Origin of the sequence: Sebaldella sp. S0638, from assembly GCF_024158605.1 — a bacterium.
Lineage (GTDB): Bacteria > Fusobacteriota > Fusobacteriia > Fusobacteriales > Leptotrichiaceae > Sebaldella.
Genome location: NZ_JAMZGM010000018.1, coordinates 16,445 through 34,209 on the forward strand (window position 1 = coordinate 16,445; position 17,765 = coordinate 34,209).

General features: G+C 34.5%; 16 protein-coding genes and 1 pseudogene. 7 read left to right on the forward strand and 10 right to left on the reverse strand.

Annotated elements, in window-relative coordinates; genetic code table 11:
- Window position 1: 1 nt before the first annotated feature.
- The 3 genes from NK213_RS07240 (at window position 2) to hxlB (ending at window position 2,334) form a co-directional block, all read left to right on the forward strand.
- Complete coding sequence (locus tag NK213_RS07240; protein WP_253348238.1) at window positions 2-1,000, forward strand: dihydroxyacetone kinase subunit DhaK; 999 nt, start codon at window positions 2-4, stop codon at window positions 998-1,000.
- A gap of 117 nt (window positions 1,001-1,117) precedes the next feature.
- Window positions 1,118-1,753 carry a 3-hexulose-6-phosphate synthase gene (gene hxlA, locus NK213_RS07245; RefSeq protein WP_253348239.1) on the forward strand — a complete coding sequence of 212 codons (636 nt, stop codon included), beginning with the start codon at window positions 1,118-1,120 and terminating at the stop codon, window positions 1,751-1,753.
- 17 nt (window positions 1,754-1,770) lie between these two features.
- On the forward strand, window positions 1,771-2,334 hold the full coding sequence (gene hxlB / locus NK213_RS07250; RefSeq protein ID WP_253348240.1) for a 6-phospho-3-hexuloisomerase: 564 nt from the start codon (window positions 1,771-1,773) through the stop codon (window positions 2,332-2,334).
- Between the two features lie 85 nt (window positions 2,335-2,419).
- On the opposite strand, the gene NK213_RS07255 is transcribed toward hxlB, so the two are convergent.
- The 6 genes from NK213_RS07255 to NK213_RS07280 all read right to left on the reverse strand — a co-directional run bounded on the left by NK213_RS07255 (window position 2,420) and on the right by NK213_RS07280 (window position 7,251).
- Window positions 2,420-3,169 (reverse strand): carboxymuconolactone decarboxylase family protein, encoded by a 750-nt coding sequence (locus tag NK213_RS07255; protein ID WP_253348241.1) that lies wholly within the window; start codon window positions 3,167-3,169, stop codon window positions 2,420-2,422.
- Window positions 3,170-3,180: 11 nt separating this feature from the next.
- Complete coding sequence (locus tag NK213_RS07260) at window positions 3,181-3,585, reverse strand: MerR family transcriptional regulator (protein ID WP_253348242.1); 405 nt, start codon at window positions 3,583-3,585, stop codon at window positions 3,181-3,183.
- A gap of 96 nt (window positions 3,586-3,681) precedes the next feature.
- Window positions 3,682-4,263, reverse strand: a complete 582-nt coding sequence (locus NK213_RS07265) for a histidine phosphatase family protein (protein ID WP_253348243.1) — start codon at window positions 4,261-4,263, stop codon at window positions 3,682-3,684.
- 178 nt (window positions 4,264-4,441) lie between these two features.
- On the reverse strand, window positions 4,442-5,275 hold the full coding sequence (locus NK213_RS07270; protein WP_253348244.1) for a DUF4189 domain-containing protein: 834 nt from the start codon (window positions 5,273-5,275) through the stop codon (window positions 4,442-4,444).
- 160 nt (window positions 5,276-5,435) lie between these two features.
- Window positions 5,436-6,584 (reverse strand): L-threonine dehydrogenase, encoded by a 1,149-nt coding sequence (yiaY, locus tag NK213_RS07275; RefSeq protein ID WP_253348245.1) that lies wholly within the window; start codon window positions 6,582-6,584, stop codon window positions 5,436-5,438.
- 394 nt (window positions 6,585-6,978) lie between these two features.
- Entirely contained in the window at window positions 6,979-7,251 is a 273-nt protein-coding gene (locus NK213_RS07280; RefSeq protein ID WP_371926389.1) for a barstar family protein, read from the reverse strand.
- A gap of 193 nt (window positions 7,252-7,444) precedes the next feature.
- Here NK213_RS07280 and NK213_RS20630 point away from each other — a divergent pair, with 193 nt between their 5' ends.
- Window positions 7,445-10,042 carry an autotransporter outer membrane beta-barrel domain-containing protein gene (locus tag NK213_RS20630; protein WP_253348247.1) on the forward strand — a complete coding sequence of 866 codons (2,598 nt, stop codon included), beginning with the start codon at window positions 7,445-7,447 and terminating at the stop codon, window positions 10,040-10,042.
- Between the two features lie 57 nt (window positions 10,043-10,099).
- Here NK213_RS20630 and NK213_RS07290 read toward each other — a convergent pair whose 3' ends face one another.
- Together NK213_RS07290 and NK213_RS07295 are read right to left on the reverse strand one after the other, a co-directional pair.
- Complete coding sequence (locus NK213_RS07290) at window positions 10,100-10,549, reverse strand: OmpA family protein (RefSeq protein WP_253348248.1); 450 nt, start codon at window positions 10,547-10,549, stop codon at window positions 10,100-10,102.
- A 130-nt stretch (window positions 10,550-10,679) separates the two neighbouring features.
- Entirely contained in the window at window positions 10,680-11,360 is a 681-nt protein-coding gene (locus tag NK213_RS07295; protein WP_253348249.1) for an MIP family channel protein, read from the reverse strand.
- A gap of 214 nt (window positions 11,361-11,574) precedes the next feature.
- On the opposite strand from NK213_RS07295, the gene NK213_RS07300 reads away from it, so the two are divergent.
- Window positions 11,575-12,246, forward strand: a complete 672-nt coding sequence (locus NK213_RS07300) for an MOSC domain-containing protein (RefSeq protein ID WP_253348250.1) — start codon at window positions 11,575-11,577, stop codon at window positions 12,244-12,246.
- Between the two features lie 167 nt (window positions 12,247-12,413).
- Here NK213_RS07300 and NK213_RS07305 read toward each other — a convergent pair.
- Together NK213_RS07305 and xrtK are read right to left on the reverse strand one after the other, a co-directional pair.
- A pseudogene (locus tag NK213_RS07305) lies at window positions 12,414-15,042 on the reverse strand (MSEP-CTERM sorting domain-containing protein).
- Window positions 15,043-15,103: 61 nt separating this feature from the next.
- Complete coding sequence (xrtK, locus tag NK213_RS07310) at window positions 15,104-15,598, reverse strand: exosortase K (RefSeq protein ID WP_253348251.1); 495 nt, start codon at window positions 15,596-15,598, stop codon at window positions 15,104-15,106.
- A gap of 388 nt (window positions 15,599-15,986) precedes the next feature.
- Here xrtK and NK213_RS07315 point away from each other — a divergent pair, with 388 nt between their 5' ends.
- The gene (locus NK213_RS07315) at window positions 15,987-16,469 is read left to right on the forward strand and encodes a flavodoxin (protein WP_253348252.1); all 483 of its coding nucleotides are present in this window, start codon (window positions 15,987-15,989) and stop codon (window positions 16,467-16,469) included.
- A 76-nt stretch (window positions 16,470-16,545) separates the two neighbouring features.
- Window positions 16,546-17,526, forward strand: coding sequence for an aldo/keto reductase (locus NK213_RS07320; RefSeq protein ID WP_253348253.1), 981 nt, complete (start codon window positions 16,546-16,548; stop codon window positions 17,524-17,526).
- The last annotated feature ends 239 nt before the right edge of the window (window positions 17,527-17,765 follow it).

Consider the following 17,765-nt stretch of genomic DNA (forward strand, 5'->3'; position numbering starts at 1 on the left):
AATGCAAAGATTTGTTAATGATCCCGATTTAATCGTAGATGACATGCTCTCAGGTTTTGTAAAAGCAAATCCTGAAACTGAATTATCAAATGAAAATGACCGTGTAATCAAATTTACAAAACCTTCCAATCCTGATAAAGTCGGACTGGCCACAGGCGGCGGGAGCGGTCATGAACCGGCATTTCTCGGATATATCGGCGACGGACTCCTTGATGCTGTGGCTGTGGGAGAAGTTTTTTCTTCTCCGCCGGCTCAGGCATTTTACGATGCTGTCCGGGAAGCCGATAAGGGGAAAGGGGTTGCTATTCTCTTTGGAAACTATGCCGGAGATAATATGAATGTGAAGATGGCTGTACAAATGGCTGATGAAGATGATATATCCGTAAAATATATCGTTGCCAATGATGATATCGCATCTTCACCAAAAGAAACAAAAGAAAAGCGGCATGGTATAGCCGGCGGATTCTTTATGTGGAAAATAGGCGGTGCAAAAGCTGCTTTAGGCGGTACTCTCGATGAGGTAATAAAGTCTGCCGAAAATGTAGTCAGTAAAACAAGAAGTATATGTATAGGATTATCTCCCTGTACTATTCCCGCTGTTGGAAAACCAAATTTCCATATAGAAGACGGAACAATGGAAACCGGAGTAGGACATCACGGAGAAGCCGGAATACAAAAGGAAGCACTCAAAACAGCTGACGGTATTGCAGAAGATATTACGCACAGAATACTGGAAGATTTTTCATTCACGGATAAAAGAGAACTTGCCGTTATGATTTCCGGACTGGGAAGTACTCCTGTTATGGAACTGTATGTTTTATACAATAAAGTAGAAAAGATACTAAAAGACAAGGGACATAATATATATAAGGTTTATATAGGAAATTTTGTAACTTCCCTTGATATGAACGGAGCTTCTCTTACCATTGTGGATCTCGATGATGAAATAAAGTCTCTGCTTGAACAGCCGGCAAAACCGGTTGGAATGAAAAACTATTAATATACAGGCTGCTTATATCAGATTTTCTTGAAATGCCTTTATATTATCAAACAAAATTTTTTTAAAATATGTCATTAAAATTAAAAATAAAAATACTAAACCAGATTGGAGAATAATATGAAATTACAATTAGCTTTAGACGAACAAAAACTGGAGGATGCTCTGGCTTTTGCGGAGAAAGTCATTGATTATGTGGATATTATAGAAATAGGAACTCCGTTTGTTATTGATTCAGGGATGAATGCAGTAAGAAAATTTAAGGAAAAATTTCCTGATAAAGAAATTCTGTCAGATGAAAAAATAATGGACGGCGGATATTATGAATCACAGCTGGCATTTGAAGCCGGGGCTGAATATGTCACTGTTCTTGGTGTTACTGATATAGCCACAGTAAAACAGTGTGTAAGAGCTGCAAATGATTTTAATAAAAAACTGGTTGTGGATATGATCTGTGTGGAAGACATACCGGCTAAAGTTACACAAATGGAAGAACTGGGAGCCCATGTACTGGCGGTTCATACAGGTGCCGACCAGCAGGCTGAAGGAAGAACTCCGCTTGATGATCTCAAGGTTATGACTGAATGTGCAAAAAAAGCAAAAATTGCCGTTGCAGGAGGAATCAGCAGTAAAACAATTGATAAATATGTAGCATTAAAACCTGATATAATAATAGTAGGAAGTGCAATTACACGTGCAGCAGACCCGGTAGAAGAAGCTCGTCTTATAAAAGAAGCTATTAATAAATCTAAGTAATAACGGAGGAAAATAATATGACAGAATGTAGAAATCTAAAACTTATTATACAGGAACTAGCTGAAAATGCTAAAGTAATAGATAATGACCAGCTTACAGAAGCTGAAAAACTAATCAAAAAAGCAAACAGAATATTTATAGCAGGAGCAGGACGTTCAGGATTTGCCGCAAGAGGTTTTGCAAACAGACTTATGCATCTCGGGTTCCAGTCATTCTTCGTGGGTGAACCCACTACTCCTTCTATACAAAAAGGAGACCTTATAGTCATAGGGTCTGGCTCTGGAAATACCGCAAGCCTTGTAAGTATGGCGAAAAAGGCGAAAAGCCAAGGTGCTGCCATTGTTACTCTGACTATCTTCCCTGAAAATACCATAGGAAGTTTTGCTGATGTAATTATACAAATTCCGGGTGTTACCTCTAAAGCTGACAATGAACAGGAAGAACCGGATTCTATCCAGCCGAAAGGAAACTCATTTGAGCAGTTAAGCTGGCTGATTTATGACAGTATGATCATTGACTTGAAAAAGGAAACAGGACAAACAGAGGAACAAATGTTTGCCAGACATGCAAATCTTGAATAATCCCGTATTTTTTATAACTACCGTATATTCCTAAATAAAAGGAGACAATAATATAATTGTCTCCTGTTTTTATGTTATTAAAATATTATAAGGCAGCTTCATTTATACAGCTTAAGGCATTCAATGTTCTTGGAAATCCTATATACGGCATACACTGTGTTACTGCTTCTATCATTATATCCTTATCATTTCCTACACTAAGATTTCCTCCAGCATGTGATCTCAGCTGATTTTCACAACCGCCGAGTGCACTGATAATGCATAATGTCAATAATTCACGCATCTTTAAATCCAGTCCGCTTCTTGTATAAAAATCCCCAAAACACATTGCACTGAGATAATTTTGGATATGTTTCTGATTTTCGGGGGCATTTTTATGCATCTGACTGATCCTGTTCCCAAATATTGATTCCTGAACTTTGAACCCCTCTGCAAAGCGATTCTCCTCGTTAGTTCTGGTAGAATTTTCCACCGGAAGTGTTATTCCGTATTTTTTAAATACTTTATTAGCTTTATCTACAGCTTTTATTGCTTTGGGAAACCCTGTATAAGGTGCACACTGATAAAGAGCCTCCTTGATTTCTTCAGGACTTAGTCCTGTATTTAGTCCGGCTTTTACATATTTCTTAAATCCTTTAAAAGTACCGCCGGCTGTTAAAACACACAAAGTTATCAATATTCTCTGTTTATCAGTAAGTTTTCCGTGATTATACACCTCGCCGAATATGAACTTATCTGATATAGCCGTGAATTCAGGATCTGTATCCGTTAATAAAGAATCAGTATTTCCAAACAGCTGTTTCATTTTTTTCTCATAAAGTTCTTCTCTGTCCATAAGAATCCTCCTTACTTTATATCTGTATCCGAATTTCCCTGATTAAGTAATTCCAGCTCTTTTGCCATTAGTCTCTGATCATAATTTTCTATTTTATAATTCAAACGTTCCAGAGTTTCCTGCATTTCCTCGATTTTTTTCGCCAGCAGATCACGCTGTTTTACTAAAAGTCCTTTCCTCTCATCATGTGTACTCTTCCCCTGCTGGAATAAATCAAGATATTTTGTTAATACTTCTATTTGAAGCCCTGCATTACGCATACATTTCACAAAACTAATCCATTTGCAGTCTTCATCTGTATAATCTCTTATTCCGCTTTTATTTCTGTTTACATTCGGAATCAATCCTATACGTTCATAATAACGCAGAGTATCCTGAGTAAGTTCATATTTTTTACTGACTTCTGCTATCATCATATAAATACACCTCCTGATATTGTATAATCTAATATTCAAAATTAACCGTGCTTTCTGCAGAATAAGCCGGTCATACGAAATTTTATTTATAAATACTTATTTTATATCTGCTGCATCACGAATAGTCTCAATCAATGTAAAGTTCCCGTCCTCGTATTCATACTTAAAAATACAGCAGTTTGGGAATCCCTTTTTTATTTCTTCCGAAGGATCCTGCCAATGACTCAGAAAATGAAAGCATGCTCCTGCATGAGATACTGCAAGCACTGTATTATGGTCATCCTTTTCCATTATTTCCGTACATGTTCTCACCATTCTGTCCTGTACCTGTGCCCTCGACTCTCCACCGTAACTAAGGAAAAAAGTTCCGAATACCACTCTGTCCTTAGGATTCAAGTCTTCACTTTCTCCTTCAAAAGTCCCGAAATTCATCTCTTTCAGTCCTTTCAGCCTTGTATAAGATTTCTCCTGCCCTATTATATATTCCAAAGTATCGCTGCTTCTTTCAGAAGTAGAAGAATAAGCATAATCCAGCTCTATATCCTTAAAATATTTTCCTACTGCCTGAGCCTGCTTTATTCCCAGTTCAGTCAGCGGCGAATCACATGCTCCCTGAATCTTTCTGCGAAGATTAAATAAAGTTTGTCCATGACGCATTAAATAAAAAGTTTTTTTCATTACCTGCTCCTTTTCTATATCAACTAATTTTTTTATACTAATAATATATCACTTAGAGTTGACTCCAAGTCAAGCTTTTTTTCTTATATTATTTATATTATATTTTCTGTATTCTGTTTTATATAATAAAAGAGGCTATACCAGCCTTTGTCATAATATAGTCTCTTTTATTTATTTTTTATTTTTTTCCGGTTTTTACCGAGCCTTTTTCAGCATTCAGTGTCATAAATATATAACAGTCCTTTGCATATTTGCTGCATTCTTTCAATGCTTCTTTATCCGCCGTGGCTTCATCTTTATTTACTGCTACGCCGTATGATCCGTCTGCTTTCGAAACTGCAAAAGTCGCATATTCTTTATCAGCAAATGTCACTATAGCAGTACAGTTTTTTCCGCCCATTTTACGGCAATCTCCTTCAGCTCCGCTTATGGCTTTTGCCTCTGATTCATACTGCCACGACCACCCGTTTTTCCCCATCTGTGAGTCTATTGCAATGGCTCCCCACATTTTCGGTTCATATGCACTCGTAGACGAAGTTCCTTCCAATGCACACACATTTACAAGTACTTTACAGTTTTTTCCGCCGCTTTTTTCACATTTCTTTATTGCTTTTTCATTAGAACGCTCTACTCTGGTTTTATAGCCTATTTTAGCATACGCAGCTATTGCCGAATCTGATTCTATGACCTTATCTGTGTCTGAATATGCTACTGCTACACAACGCTGGCTGTCTACATTAATTACCTTGCACTGTTCCCCGCATCTGGCAATAACAGATTGTCTTGCAGAGTTTTTACTGGTATGTGCAGAAGCACTTGCCCATTTCCCCGTCTGGACATCCACTGCTATTGCTCCGTAATAAGTGGGAGCTACATATACCGGTGCCTGTGTATTCCCCGTATTTCCATAACATACATCCGGTGGAATCCCTTCACCGCATACATTAATAGCAAAAGAATTAAAACCTAATACAAAAAATAATAAGCCTGTGATAAATAATAATTTTTTCATTCTGCCTCCTTAATTTTTTCACATATGAGTCAATTATATTTTATTAATTACAAAAATACAACTTATATTTTTTTTATAATTATTATATCGAGAAAATAAGGATAACTCCTGTAAGAAACAGTAATTATCCTTATGTGCCGTTAATATTTCAATTATTTATTTAATATGCTTTTTGAAAAATTCCAATTATTTCCTCTTTTGTTGCCTGTATGGGATTAGTAAAACCGCACACATCTTTCAGGGCATTTTCCGCCAATATGGAAAAATCTTCTTTTTTAACTTCTAATTTTTCTAATGATTCCGGTATTCCCACTTCCTGTGATAATTTTCTGATAAGCTCTACTGCTTTTTTTGCACCTTTTTCGTCACTCATCCCGTTTACATCTGCTCCCATAAGTTCTGCAACCTTTTTCAGACGCGGAGCAGCAGCTTTTATATTATATTCCTGTACATGGGGAAGAAGCAGCGCATTACATACTCCGTGCGGCAGATTATAAAACCCTCCGAGCTGGTGTGCCATTGCGTGAACATATCCCAGGCTGGCATTATTAAAAGCCATCCCTGCAAGATATTCAGCGAAAGCCATGTTACTTCTTGCAGTAATATCACTTCCGTTTTCTACTGCATTTTTCAGATTATCTCTTATTAACGATATTGCTTTTTCAGCACAGGCATCTGTTATAGGATTGGCAACTGTAGACACATATGCTTCTATTGCATGTGTCAACGCATCCATACCTGTAGCAGCTGTCAGTGATTTTGGCATTCCCGCCATTAGCTTAGGATCATTTACTGCTATAATCGGAGTTACATGTTTATCTACTATTGCCATTTTTATATGTCTTTCTTCATCAGTTATTATAGAAAATCTTGTAATTTCCGAAGCAGTTCCCGCTGTAGTATTTATTGCAACTAAAGGTATCTGGGGTTTTTCTGACTTATCCAGTCCCTCGTAATCCTTTATTTCTCCGCCGTTTGCCAATATCAGAGCTATTCCTTTGGCACAGTCATGCGGTGATCCCCCTCCGAAAGAGATTACAAAATCACAGTTTTCTTTTCTGAAAATTTTTATCCCGTCATTTACATTAGTTATTGTAGGGTTAGGTTTTGTTTTATCATAAATATGAAACTCTATTTCATTTAGTTCTAATTCATTGATAAGCATATCAGTCAATTTTGCTTTTACCAGCATCTCATCAGTCACTACCAGCGCTTTTTTAAATTTTCTTTTTTTCACCTCAATAATTGAGTCTTTTAATGAATCTTCTCCTATAAATGATAGCATAGGCATGTAAAAATTATAGCTCATCTGTACCTCCCAAATATTTTATTAGTAGAAGTATAACATATTTTCATCAAAAGACAAGTATAGTTTAAATTTAGTTTAACTAAAAAAATCACAAACTATAGAAACGTCTGTTTTAAAAGAATATTTGATAAAAATTTTTTTATTAATATTAAAAAAATAACGTATATACCAAGTGAAAAAAATAGCGCATATTCATAGTGAAATTAATCATTTTATCTTAAAACTCTGTTATCATTACATAACATCTGTTTTTCTTAACTTAATTCAAATAATTTTGACCTATATTAAAAATTTAAATAAAATTATAAATCAATATATTTTTTATACTATATTATTATTTATAGAAAATAAATTCACAAATAATTATTTTTCACATTAAACTCTCGAAAATATTTTACTTTAGAAAAAAGTTAATATGATCATGCTCTTTTATTATATCTGTTATTATTTTAAAATTACCTTCACCTAGTTTTTCTTCACTGCTTTCTGAATTTTTCCATATTAATATTATTTCTTCATCGTCAAAAACTCCAAAACCGCCGCGCAGAATATCATTAAATGCATTGAGATTTCTTCCCGTTTTCCATGTAAGATTTTTAGTCAGCACTTTTTCTATCTCATCGTAAAATTCTGAAATATTATTTATATTTTTTCCTTCTATAATGATTTTTTCATCTCATTCTCCTGTCTTTTTTCATAAAATAATATCATGTTTTCTATTGAAAATACAGTCCTTAATTAAATGTCAAACAAAATTCTTGCATTAATTTTCAAATTATGATAAAATAACGTGCATATGCAAATAATAGGTTAAAAATATTTTTGTTTATGTATAAATTAATTGAAAAGGAAGTAAAATAGTGAGAAAAAGTTTTTATGGAAAAGTATTAAGTGCAATAGTTTGCTTAAATGCAATAGGAAATGCGCAGACTATATGGACAGAAGCTGATTTCTCTACTCCTAAGGGACACACATGGGTTAATCCCGGGAATTATGAATATGGCGGAGATGTCTATATACAGAATACTGATCCGGTAAAATTTGCATCAGATATGAGCGGAAAACCCAATACCGGGGTATTAAGTATAGAAAACGGGGGAAAGTTAACTGCTGACGGTGAAATCATTGTAGAACAACTTGGCCCTACTACAGGAGATGCTGTTTTGATCACAGACGGCGGAAAAGGATATTTTAACGGCGGACTTACAGCCACATTAAAAAACTCTGATAATAACTACTACGTGGTTGGTACAATAAGAGGCAATTCAGAACTTCATGTCACAGGAAATACTAATATTTTTTCAGAATTTGAAAAAGGTTACGGCCTTTATTTAGGCGAAGGAACTATAAACAGCTTTAATAAAGACAGTAGCGGAAACGGCATTGTTAACATTTCCACAGGAGTAAGGGGTATCCACTCTATTGGAAATACAAATTTTAATCAGGAAGTACACGTAAAATTAAATGCTAACGGTGCAACAGGTATACTGACTTTAGATACAAGTTCTTCATCAGTGACAAACTTTAGCGATAAAGTATACATTACTAATAATTCAGTAAGTAATAACACTTCTACTGCATATGGTATTGCTGTCAATAACGCAAATGGTACATTCAATTTAAATGATGGTGCAGTAATAAATTTTGGTGATACATATACAAACGGAAATGAAATTGGTTTATATTCAGGAAAAGGTACTATGAATGTACAAGGTGACCTGAGTATTAAGACAAATTCCGGAAGTATACAATCTGTTATTTATGCTACAAATAACGGAACAATAGACATAAGAAATTCAGTAGCTGATCTGAAAGGTGACATTCTTTCCAATAACGGTGCAAGCATAACAATGGACATAAAAGACGGTTCCAAATGGGAAGGAGCATCACGTATAGGTAGTTCAGCCGCTACAGACATAACTATGACAGGAACTACATGGTACATGACAGATGATTCGGAACTGACTAATTTCAATCTTTTGGATAATTCCATAGTCTACCTGAATTCTGATCCTTCATCAGGAACATATACACCAAGAACTTTGACAATCTCAAATGACTATTTCGGGAACAACGGAACAATAGTCTTCAACTCAGAATTAGGGGATGATCTTTCACCCACTGACAGATTAAACATTCTGGGTGATACTTCGGGAACAACTAAAGTACAGGTAAGAAATGCCGGAGGTACAGGTGCACATACCATAGAAGGAATTGAATTAATATCTGTGGGAGGAAACTCAAACGGTGAATTTGTAAAAGACGGACGTATTGTTGCAGGTGCTTATGAATATTTCCTGAATCGCGGTAACGGTGATACAACAGATACAAGTAACTGGTACCTTACAAGCAAGATACCGTCAATAATACCGCCTATAGTAACTCCCCCTGTAATTGATCCTACAGATCCAGATCCAGTGGACCCGGTAGTTCCGCCATATGTGGAACCTCCTGTAAAACCGCCTGTATCAGGTGAGTATGTATCAGTATTCCGTCCTGAATCAGGAAGTTATATTGCCAATAATGCAGCAGCTAATACATTATTTGTTCACAGACTTCATGACCGTCTTGGTGATGCACAGTATACAGATTCAATGGCCGGTGAAGATATGGTCAAAAGCATATGGGTACGCAGCACAGGTGGTTACAACACTTTCAAAGATACTTCGGGACAGCTGGATACCAAAGGAAAAAGTTACACAGTACAGGCCGGCGGCGATATAGCACAATGGAGTTCCAACGGTTCTGACCGTTTTCATCTGGGAGTTATGGGTGGATACGGAACTAACCATAATAAAACAGATTCAAATATAATTGACTACAGTTCTAAAGGTAAGGTAGAAGGTTATAACATAGGAATATACGGAACATGGTATTCAAATAAAAACGACAGATCCGGACTTTATGCAGACAGCTGGCTGATGTATAACTGGTTTGACAATGAAGTAAACGGTGATGAACTTGATAAGGAAACATACAGCTCAAAAGGATTAACAGCTTCTATTGAAGGTGGTTATACTTTTGAGATCGATAAAAATTCAGATGGAAATGCATTCTTTATTCAGCCGAAAGCGCAAGCTGTGTATATGGGAGTAAAAACAGACAATCATACAGAATCGAATGGTACTATAGTGGAGCTAAACGGTGACGGAAATATTCAGACACGTCTGGGTGTGAGACTGTATACCGGGAATTCCAATTTTATAAACAGAAATGATAAAAAAGAATTTCAGCCTTTTGTTGAAGCTAACTGGATTCATAATACAAAGGAATTCGGCGTAATTATGGATGGTGTAGAAAACAAACAAAGTAAAACAGGAGACTTGGGAGAAGTTAAATTAGGAACTGAAGTAAAATTAAATCAGAATTTTGACCTGTGGGGTAATGTTGGATACCAATGGGGCGGCAGCGATTACAGTGATACACAGGTAACTGTGGGGTTAAAATACAGATTTTAATTTTATAAATATGAGATAAACTTATATAATAGATAACCGGAGAATAGTGAAAATTCATTAATTCTCCGGTTTTTCAGTATTTGACACATTATCAAATTTCAATATTATCTCAACTCTTCTGTTAAGAAATTTTCCTACCGCTGTATCATTTCTTGCCCTCGGCTTTTCATCCGCCATACCTGACAACTCTACTTCTATATCCTCTCTGAATCCATAAAATTTCAATAATTCATATAGCTCCTCAGCTCTTTTATAACTCAATTTCTTTTTATTCTTTACTTCAGTTGTATCTGTGTATCCTACCAGTTTTATTTTTTGATTTTTTTTCAAATAATAATTTAGTATATCTGTGGTTTCTACTATGGCTGGATACTCTGACTGAGCAGGTGCTTCGCCGCCCACTCTGTATCCTGTAATTATACACATACCACTTGTTGGCATACACGCTGGAATATGCGAATACACTACTCCAAAAAATAATAAAAATGCTAAAAATATTTTTTTCATAAATCACCTTATAAAATAATTTTTATCTTTATTATAACAATATATAAACACTATCTGCAATAAAAAATCAGCATTTAAAAAGATCTGAAAATACTCAGATCTTTCACATATTTCTATATTTTATTGATTACTAACTTTCTGTATCAAATATCAAACATTTTTTATAAACAAAACCTGCGAGTCCACCGCCCAGCAGCGGAAAAATAATAAACAGCCATAACTGTGACAAAGCCGTAACGCTAAATAAAGCAGGCCCGAAGCTACGTGCAGGATTTACTGATACTCCGGTAATCTGTATTCCTATAATATGTATCATAACAAGAGTAAGTCCTATTACCAGTCCGGCAAATTTCGTATTGGAATTCTTATGTGTAGCACCCAGTATTACAAAAACAAAGATAAATGTAGCCACGAATTCAAAGACAGCAGCTGAAAATACATTATATTCTCCGCCATAACCGTAACCAAACCCGTTTTGCCCTAATCCGTCAAAACTGCTGTAATACGGCGAGCCTGAAGCTATGAGGAATATCAGTGCCGAAGCAATAACAGCACCTGCCAGCTGTGCAATAATATAAGGCAATACCTCTTTTTTCTCTATTCTGTTACATATCCATGCGCCAATTGTAACAGCGGGATTAATATGACATCCTGATATCGATCCTATGGAATAGGCCATTGCAACAATACTAAGTCCGAAAGCAAACGCAATTCCGAGCTGTCCCACTTCATTTTTTGCAAAAACAACAGCACCGCAGCCAAACAAAACAAGGGTAAATGTACCCAGACATTCAGCATAATATTTTTTCATACCATTATCCTTTCTCGTTAATATATTTGTATATGAAATATTATTATAGTTGTATTATAGTATAATTTTAATATCTGGTCAATAATCAAATTTTATTTTCAATCCTTTTTTTCATATTGATATTATAAATTTTATGTAATTTTTTCCGTAAAAATCTGTTTTAAATTTTTTCAATAAATGTTATAATTTTAGAAAAGTTAAGAAAGGACTAGCTATGAAATTAATGTCTGTAAATATTGGTAAAGAAAAAACATATGATTTTGATGGTTTCATTATAAAAAGCGGCCTTGAAAAATCACCTGTTTTCGATAATGTCTTTATTCATAAATTAGGTGTAACAGGTGACGAACAGGCTGAAAAAGTAGTCCACGGCGGCGTGGATAAAGCTGTTTGCCTATATCCTTTTGAGCATTATGAATATTGGGAAAATACATTAAACAGAAAAATGCCTGAAAACTCTTTTGGTGAAAACCTTACTGTACAGGGAATGACTGAAAAAGATGTGTGTATTGGTGATATTTTTCAGATAGGCGAAGTGGTTCTTCAGATAACTCAGCCAAGACAGCCTTGCTATAAGCTGACTTATATTCACAATGTTCCTAAAATGTCTTTTCTTTCACAGGATTCAGGCTTTACCGGATACTATGCCCGTGTTTTGAAAGAAGGAAATCTGAATGTAAATGATAAGATTACTCTGATTGAAAAAAGTCCTCATAACATAAGCGTAGAATTCACCAATCAAATTCTGCATAATGATAATAAAAATACAGAAGCTATAAAAAAGATTCTTGAAGTAAAAGAAATAGCGGCAAATTTACGAAAAAACTTTGAAAAGCTGCTAGCCGGAGAAACAATAGATCCGCGTCCAAGATTAACGGGATTATAATTTTTCCTTTTACAATGTTTTATAATAAAAATATCATAATCATAAAAAGAAGGAGTTCATATTTTATATGCTCCTTCTTTTTTTTGAAAATATTATATAATAAATTCATCAAATTATTTTATATCTCTCCAAAAAAAGATAAAATCTATAAATTTTCTGATCTGATATTATGATTTTTTACTATTTTTCTTTCTGTAAAAGTTTCCTTTTAAGAAAATAACAATTAATACCACTGCTGCCATTGCCAGCCAGCCTGCTTCCGACATCATAACAGACGGTGTTTCATTCCCCTTGCCGTTTAGAAATTTTTCCTGCAGTTCAAGAAGCATTTCTTCCTGTTCCTTCGTTTCCATAACTATAAAAGCTGTATTTTTCGTCAAAATCCTTTTTTGCATTGCCTCTTTAATTCCTGCGATCTGATCCTTAGCTTCTATATTCTGAATTGCATTTTTCTGCAGGACAAAAGCTTTTTCATAATCATTTCCTGCTTGTTTGCCTGATATTTTACTATCATAGATTATTTCACTTTTATCATCATCTTTTATTACTGTCCCGTTATAATTAACAGCAGTATTTGTGATTATTCCGCCTGTTTCCTGCAATATATCATTACTGTAAAAATCAAACGGAATCAATGATAAATCAGAATTCAGCCTGTAATAATAATCATTTTCCGGAAAAACCTTTGCTAACTGTGTCTTTTCAAATTCCACCACTCTGTTCATATTATCCGTAACCATAATAATAACAGGAAATTTCCCCTGCGGCACAGAAGAAAATATCTTCTCTACAGTATAGGCTGTATTAAATCCTCCCTCAGATATTACTTCCGGAGTCTTTGAATTTATATCTTTTATTTCCATTGACTGATAAGACACTGCATAATATACAGGACTTTCCAGATTTTTTTCTTCTGCGTATTTTTTTGCCAGTTCAATATGCTTTTTATACGATGATTTTTTACCTGCATCTATCAAAAAGTAATATTGAGGTTTTCTTTCTATTTTTGGCAGTGATTTCTTATAATCTGCGGGAATGTACTGCAGCCCGTCCAGCTGTATCGGAGTTTTTTCTGTATTTTCAGCTTCAAGATTAATTACCTTCCCATCAATACTAAAAGAGCCGTTCTGACTGTACATAATCTGAAAACCTGTTTTTCTCGTATATGATTTTTCAAACGGAAAAGGAAAAACTCTCAGTGACAGTTTATTATCATTGTCATAATAGATTATTCCCGGATCTCTTTGTGTCCTTATAATACTTTCATAGGCTGTTTTTGCCGCTCTTTTATCTGTCATAATTCCACGTTTTTTTTCTTCCCCTACATACAGGTAATAATCTGTTATAAAGCTGCCGTCAGGAAGTATAAAGTTAGTCCTATATTCTCTGGGGCCGGTTTTATTCCCTGTTAGTGTTATCTCCATATCCACCCAGACCTTATATGCTCCTAATTCTTTTATATATTCCTTATCCCTTGTGGAAATCTGAAGATCAAAATCTACATTAATTAACTTATCTTTTGCTATTACTTCAGACTCGCTTACGACTTTTTCAGGAGTAAATATTTTTTGTATTTTTTCTGCTGATTCTTCTGTAAAAACTCTATTATCAAGTACAATATACCTGTATATAGTCGATATCAGAGGAGTACCGGGATTAAAGCTGAGAAATTCCATATCTCTTGATGATCTCATAGTATTTCTTATCTGAGTTATTGATCTGTCTAATCTTTTCATATTAACTTCTTCTTGTGTATTTTCACCGGAATTCATATAGACCCATAGCTTTATTAAAATTTATGCCGTCTATCTTAAAATTTGCCGCAAGAATAAAAGGTAGAGTCAAAAATCCTATTAACGCTGTAAAAATAATAATATTATTTGAATACTTCTTTTTCAAGATCCTTATATCTCTTATAATTTGTCTTAGCTGGACATAAAAAACAGCTGCCGGTGCGAAAACCAAAAGCCCCAGTCCGTAGACAACTATCCCCATAAAACCTATGGGAATATACGGAATAAAAACTACTGCAAAATAAACTATATATGCAAAACCAGCTATTTTCAGATAAAACACCAAAAGTTTTCCGGGAATGTTCTTAATATCTAATAATAATACAAGACCATTTAGTAACGCTATTATGTCAAACCATATACTGCTGAAATCTCCCAGCACATTTCCCATCCATTTATTCAAAAACAGACCGGTTACGGGAAGTACGATTCCTGTTATTAATACCAGAATACGGTAAAGAAGTGTGTATTCTTTTTCATCATTATCCGCCTGTATATTTTTTTTACCTTGAATATGTGACATATAAAGCTGTCTGCCTATTAAGAACAAAAATATACAGAAAAAGCCAATGGCCATTACCATGCTTAAACTATTAAAAGAAAATATTCCAAATAAGATATAAATCACTACAGGAAAAACCACACACAGTATACTTAGTACCGTAATATCCCTTTTATCCTCTTCGCTTCCTACCCTGACAGCCTCTACTGCCAGATAAAACATGCTAAAAGCATTGAACAGCAAATAAAAAACCGGTGCAGACATATTAAAAATCCTCAGACTTTCCCTATATAAAAAACATATCCCGAACGAAAAAACGATAAAATAGGCGAAAAGAAAAAAGTACAGCGCCTTTATCCCTATTTTTTCTTTTTGTTTATTTTTGAGATAATAACAAAATATCACAATATTCAAAATAATTTCAAAAATAAACACAACTGAAATTTCAACTCCCGGCATCTGCCGGTTTAATATAAAACATAATGCTAAAAGTAATGCCATTATACACTGCGGCAATATTACATAACTTAATAATTTTTTCAAATTTTCCACTCCTTTTCCTTTATGATTTTTTTTCTGATCTGTAATTTAAAAATGCATATAATCCAAGCCCTGTGCCAAAATATACCATAAGTGAAAAAATTGTATGAATCAGCTGAAAATTCTCCATCCCGCAAAAAGGTATACTTGCTGTAATTCTAAATACCGTTGCTATATATGCAAGAAAAACCGCTGTAATGCAAAATAACAGAATACTGCTTATTTTTTTGAAAAAACCGTCATATCTGTCTACCCGGCATATAGTAAGTATTAGAAACAAACATATAAATAATTTTGCACCAATACAGCTTTCCCCTATTATAAACAAACCGCCTGCTTCACGGTATCCTGTCCCCGGAATAAATTCGAACTGCATGGGATACAGCAGTTTTATAGTTGAAATATGCGGTATAAGTGTAATTCTTATATCTGTTGTTAAGAATATATAAACAGCAAAAGAAACAATAGCAGTAAATAAATAAATAATAATTTTTTCCAGCTTGATATTTTCAGACATCGGCTTACTCCTATGAATTATACTCAATAAAATTTTATATCCAAAATTTCTATTCTTAATTTATTTTATTAAGAATTTAAAAAAAGAAAATATTAAATATAAGTTACAGATATTTTATCATAAACTGCAATAATTGTGTAGCAATGAGTTTTAAAAAATAAAACTCAACATTTTTATTTAATAATTATCAATTAAATTTATATTATATAAAAAAGCTTGACTTGGAGTTCACTCAAAGTGATATAGTGATAATATAAAGCCTGTTCATAAAACTTTATCTCTGTGCAAAATCTTTCAAACACCGCCGTTCTGCTGCTTTGCAGAAATAAAATATACTTACTGTCATTGTACAATTTAAAAAATAGAAAATAAGAAAGGCAGGTAATAAATGGATAAAAAAATTTTAATAGCGTACTACTCTTATTCTGGTAATACAGGTGAAATCGCATCATTTATACAAAAGCATACAGAAGGAACGCTTTTTGAGATAATTCCTGTTATTCCATATCCGCTTGGCTATAACGAAACAGTAAAGCTGACAAAACTTGAAATTAAGGCTGGAATAAAACCGGAATTAAAAACAAAAATAAATAATGTCGAATCATATGATACTATATTTATAGGTTCGCCAAACTGGTGGAGTACAATAGCTCCGCCCATTGCTTCCTTTTTATCAGAATATGATCTTTCCGGTAAAATCATAATTCCCTTTTGTACACACGGCGGCGGCGGACATGGTTCAATATTCAGGGATATTGCCTTATTATGCCCTCATTCGGATATTCTGAACGGTTTTGAAGTTTTCGGCAAAGGAAACAGCACTGGTTCTGATAAAATTTTATCCTGGCTGAATGAAATTGGAATTAATTAAAATCTTATGTTAAAATGTATAATAATTATCATTTACAAAAAATACAAATAAAATATTAGAAAGCGGGGAATTGTATATGGAATATGTAAAACTTGGAAATACCGGTCTGGATGTATCTCGTCTCTGCCTTGGCTGTATGAGTTTTGGAGATTCTGAAGCATGGGTTCATAAATGGCTGCTTAATGAAGAAGACAGCCGTCCTATTATAAAAAAAGCACTTGATCTCGGCATTAATTTCTTTGATACTGCGAATGTCTACTCTCTTGGAAAAAGTGAAGAGATACTCGGACGTGCCTTAAAGGATTATGCTAATCGTGATGAAATAGTTATTGCTACAAAGATACACGGGAAAATGCATGATGGTCCCAATGGTTCAGGACTTTCGAGAAAAGCTGTTATGAGCGAAATTGATAAAAGCCTGAAACGTCTTGGTACTGATTATGTTGATCTTTATATTATACACAGATGGGATTATAATACTCCTATTGAAGAAACAATGGAAGCGCTTCATGATATTGTGAAAGCAGGAAAAGTAAGATATATCGGTGCTTCTGCCATGTATGCGTGGCAGTTTCAGAAAGCTCTTCATGTGGCTGAAAAAAACGGGTGGACACGTTTCGTATCTATGCAGAATCACCTGAATCTTATATACCGTGAAGAAGAGAGAGAAATGATTCCGCTTTGCAAAGAAGAAAAGATCGCTCTCACTCCTTACAGTCCCCTTGCTTCCGGAAGGCTTACACGTGATTTATCAGAAGCAACAAAACGTTCTGAAACTGATCAGATTGCCATAAGCAAGTATGGTTCTACCGAAGATGCAGACCGCCTGATAATCGAACGTCTTGCAGCTGTAGCAGAAAGACGCGGCGTTCCGCGTATTCATGTTGCTCTGGCATGGCTGCTGCAAAAAGAGCCGGTAACTATACCTATTATAGGAGCAACAAAATTTTCTCATCTTGAAGATGCAATTCCTGCTTTATCCCTGAAACTGGAGCCGGAAGAAATTGCATTTATGGAAGAACCTTATATTCCGCACAAAGTAATAGGTGCTGTTTAATTTTTACTGTTTTTAAATTTTGGGAAACTCTCCGGATTGAATACCGGGCAGTTTCCCTTTTTATATTTATAAAACATAAAAAAAGAGCTTTCTACATATAATAAAAAGCCCTTTATATAATTACTTAATATCTTTTTGCTACAACACTCTTTTTTATATCCCTCTGCATTCTGGATATACTTTTTTCTATCATTTCCATTCTTTCTTTCTGCAGTTTTATTCTTTCTTTTTTTTCTTTA

Bases quoted from the DNA above. Each gene is read 5' to 3' on its own strand.
- NK213_RS07240 (WP_253348238.1), top strand. From the start codon at position 2: ATGCAAAGATTTGTTAATGATCCCGATTTAATCGTAGATGACATGCTC.
- hxlA (WP_253348239.1), top strand. From the start codon at position 1,118: ATGAAATTACAATTAGCTTTAGACGAACAAAAACTGGAGGATGCTCTG.
- hxlB (WP_253348240.1), top strand. From the start codon at position 1,771: ATGACAGAATGTAGAAATCTAAAACTTATTATACAGGAACTAGCTGAA.
- NK213_RS07255 (WP_253348241.1), bottom strand. From the start codon at position 3,169: ATGGACAGAGAAGAACTTTATGAGAAAAAAATGAAACAGCTGTTTGGA.
- NK213_RS07260 (WP_253348242.1), bottom strand. From the start codon at position 3,585: ATGATGATAGCAGAAGTCAGTAAAAAATATGAACTTACTCAGGATACT.
- NK213_RS07265 (WP_253348243.1), bottom strand. From the start codon at position 4,263: ATGAAAAAAACTTTTTATTTAATGCGTCATGGACAAACTTTATTTAAT.
- NK213_RS07270 (WP_253348244.1), bottom strand. From the start codon at position 5,275: ATGAAAAAATTATTATTTATCACAGGCTTATTATTTTTTGTATTAGGT.
- yiaY (WP_253348245.1), bottom strand. From the start codon at position 6,584: ATGAGCTATAATTTTTACATGCCTATGCTATCATTTATAGGAGAAGAT.
- NK213_RS07290 (WP_253348248.1), bottom strand. From the start codon at position 10,549: ATGAAAAAAATATTTTTAGCATTTTTATTATTTTTTGGAGTAGTGTAT.
- NK213_RS07295 (WP_253348249.1), bottom strand. From the start codon at position 11,360: ATGAAAAAATATTATGCTGAATGTCTGGGTACATTTACCCTTGTTTTG.
- NK213_RS07300 (WP_253348250.1), top strand. From the start codon at position 11,575: ATGAAATTAATGTCTGTAAATATTGGTAAAGAAAAAACATATGATTTT.
- xrtK (WP_253348251.1), bottom strand. From the start codon at position 15,598: ATGTCTGAAAATATCAAGCTGGAAAAAATTATTATTTATTTATTTACT.
- NK213_RS07315 (WP_253348252.1), top strand. From the start codon at position 15,987: ATGGATAAAAAAATTTTAATAGCGTACTACTCTTATTCTGGTAATACA.
- NK213_RS07320 (WP_253348253.1), top strand. From the start codon at position 16,546: ATGGAATATGTAAAACTTGGAAATACCGGTCTGGATGTATCTCGTCTC.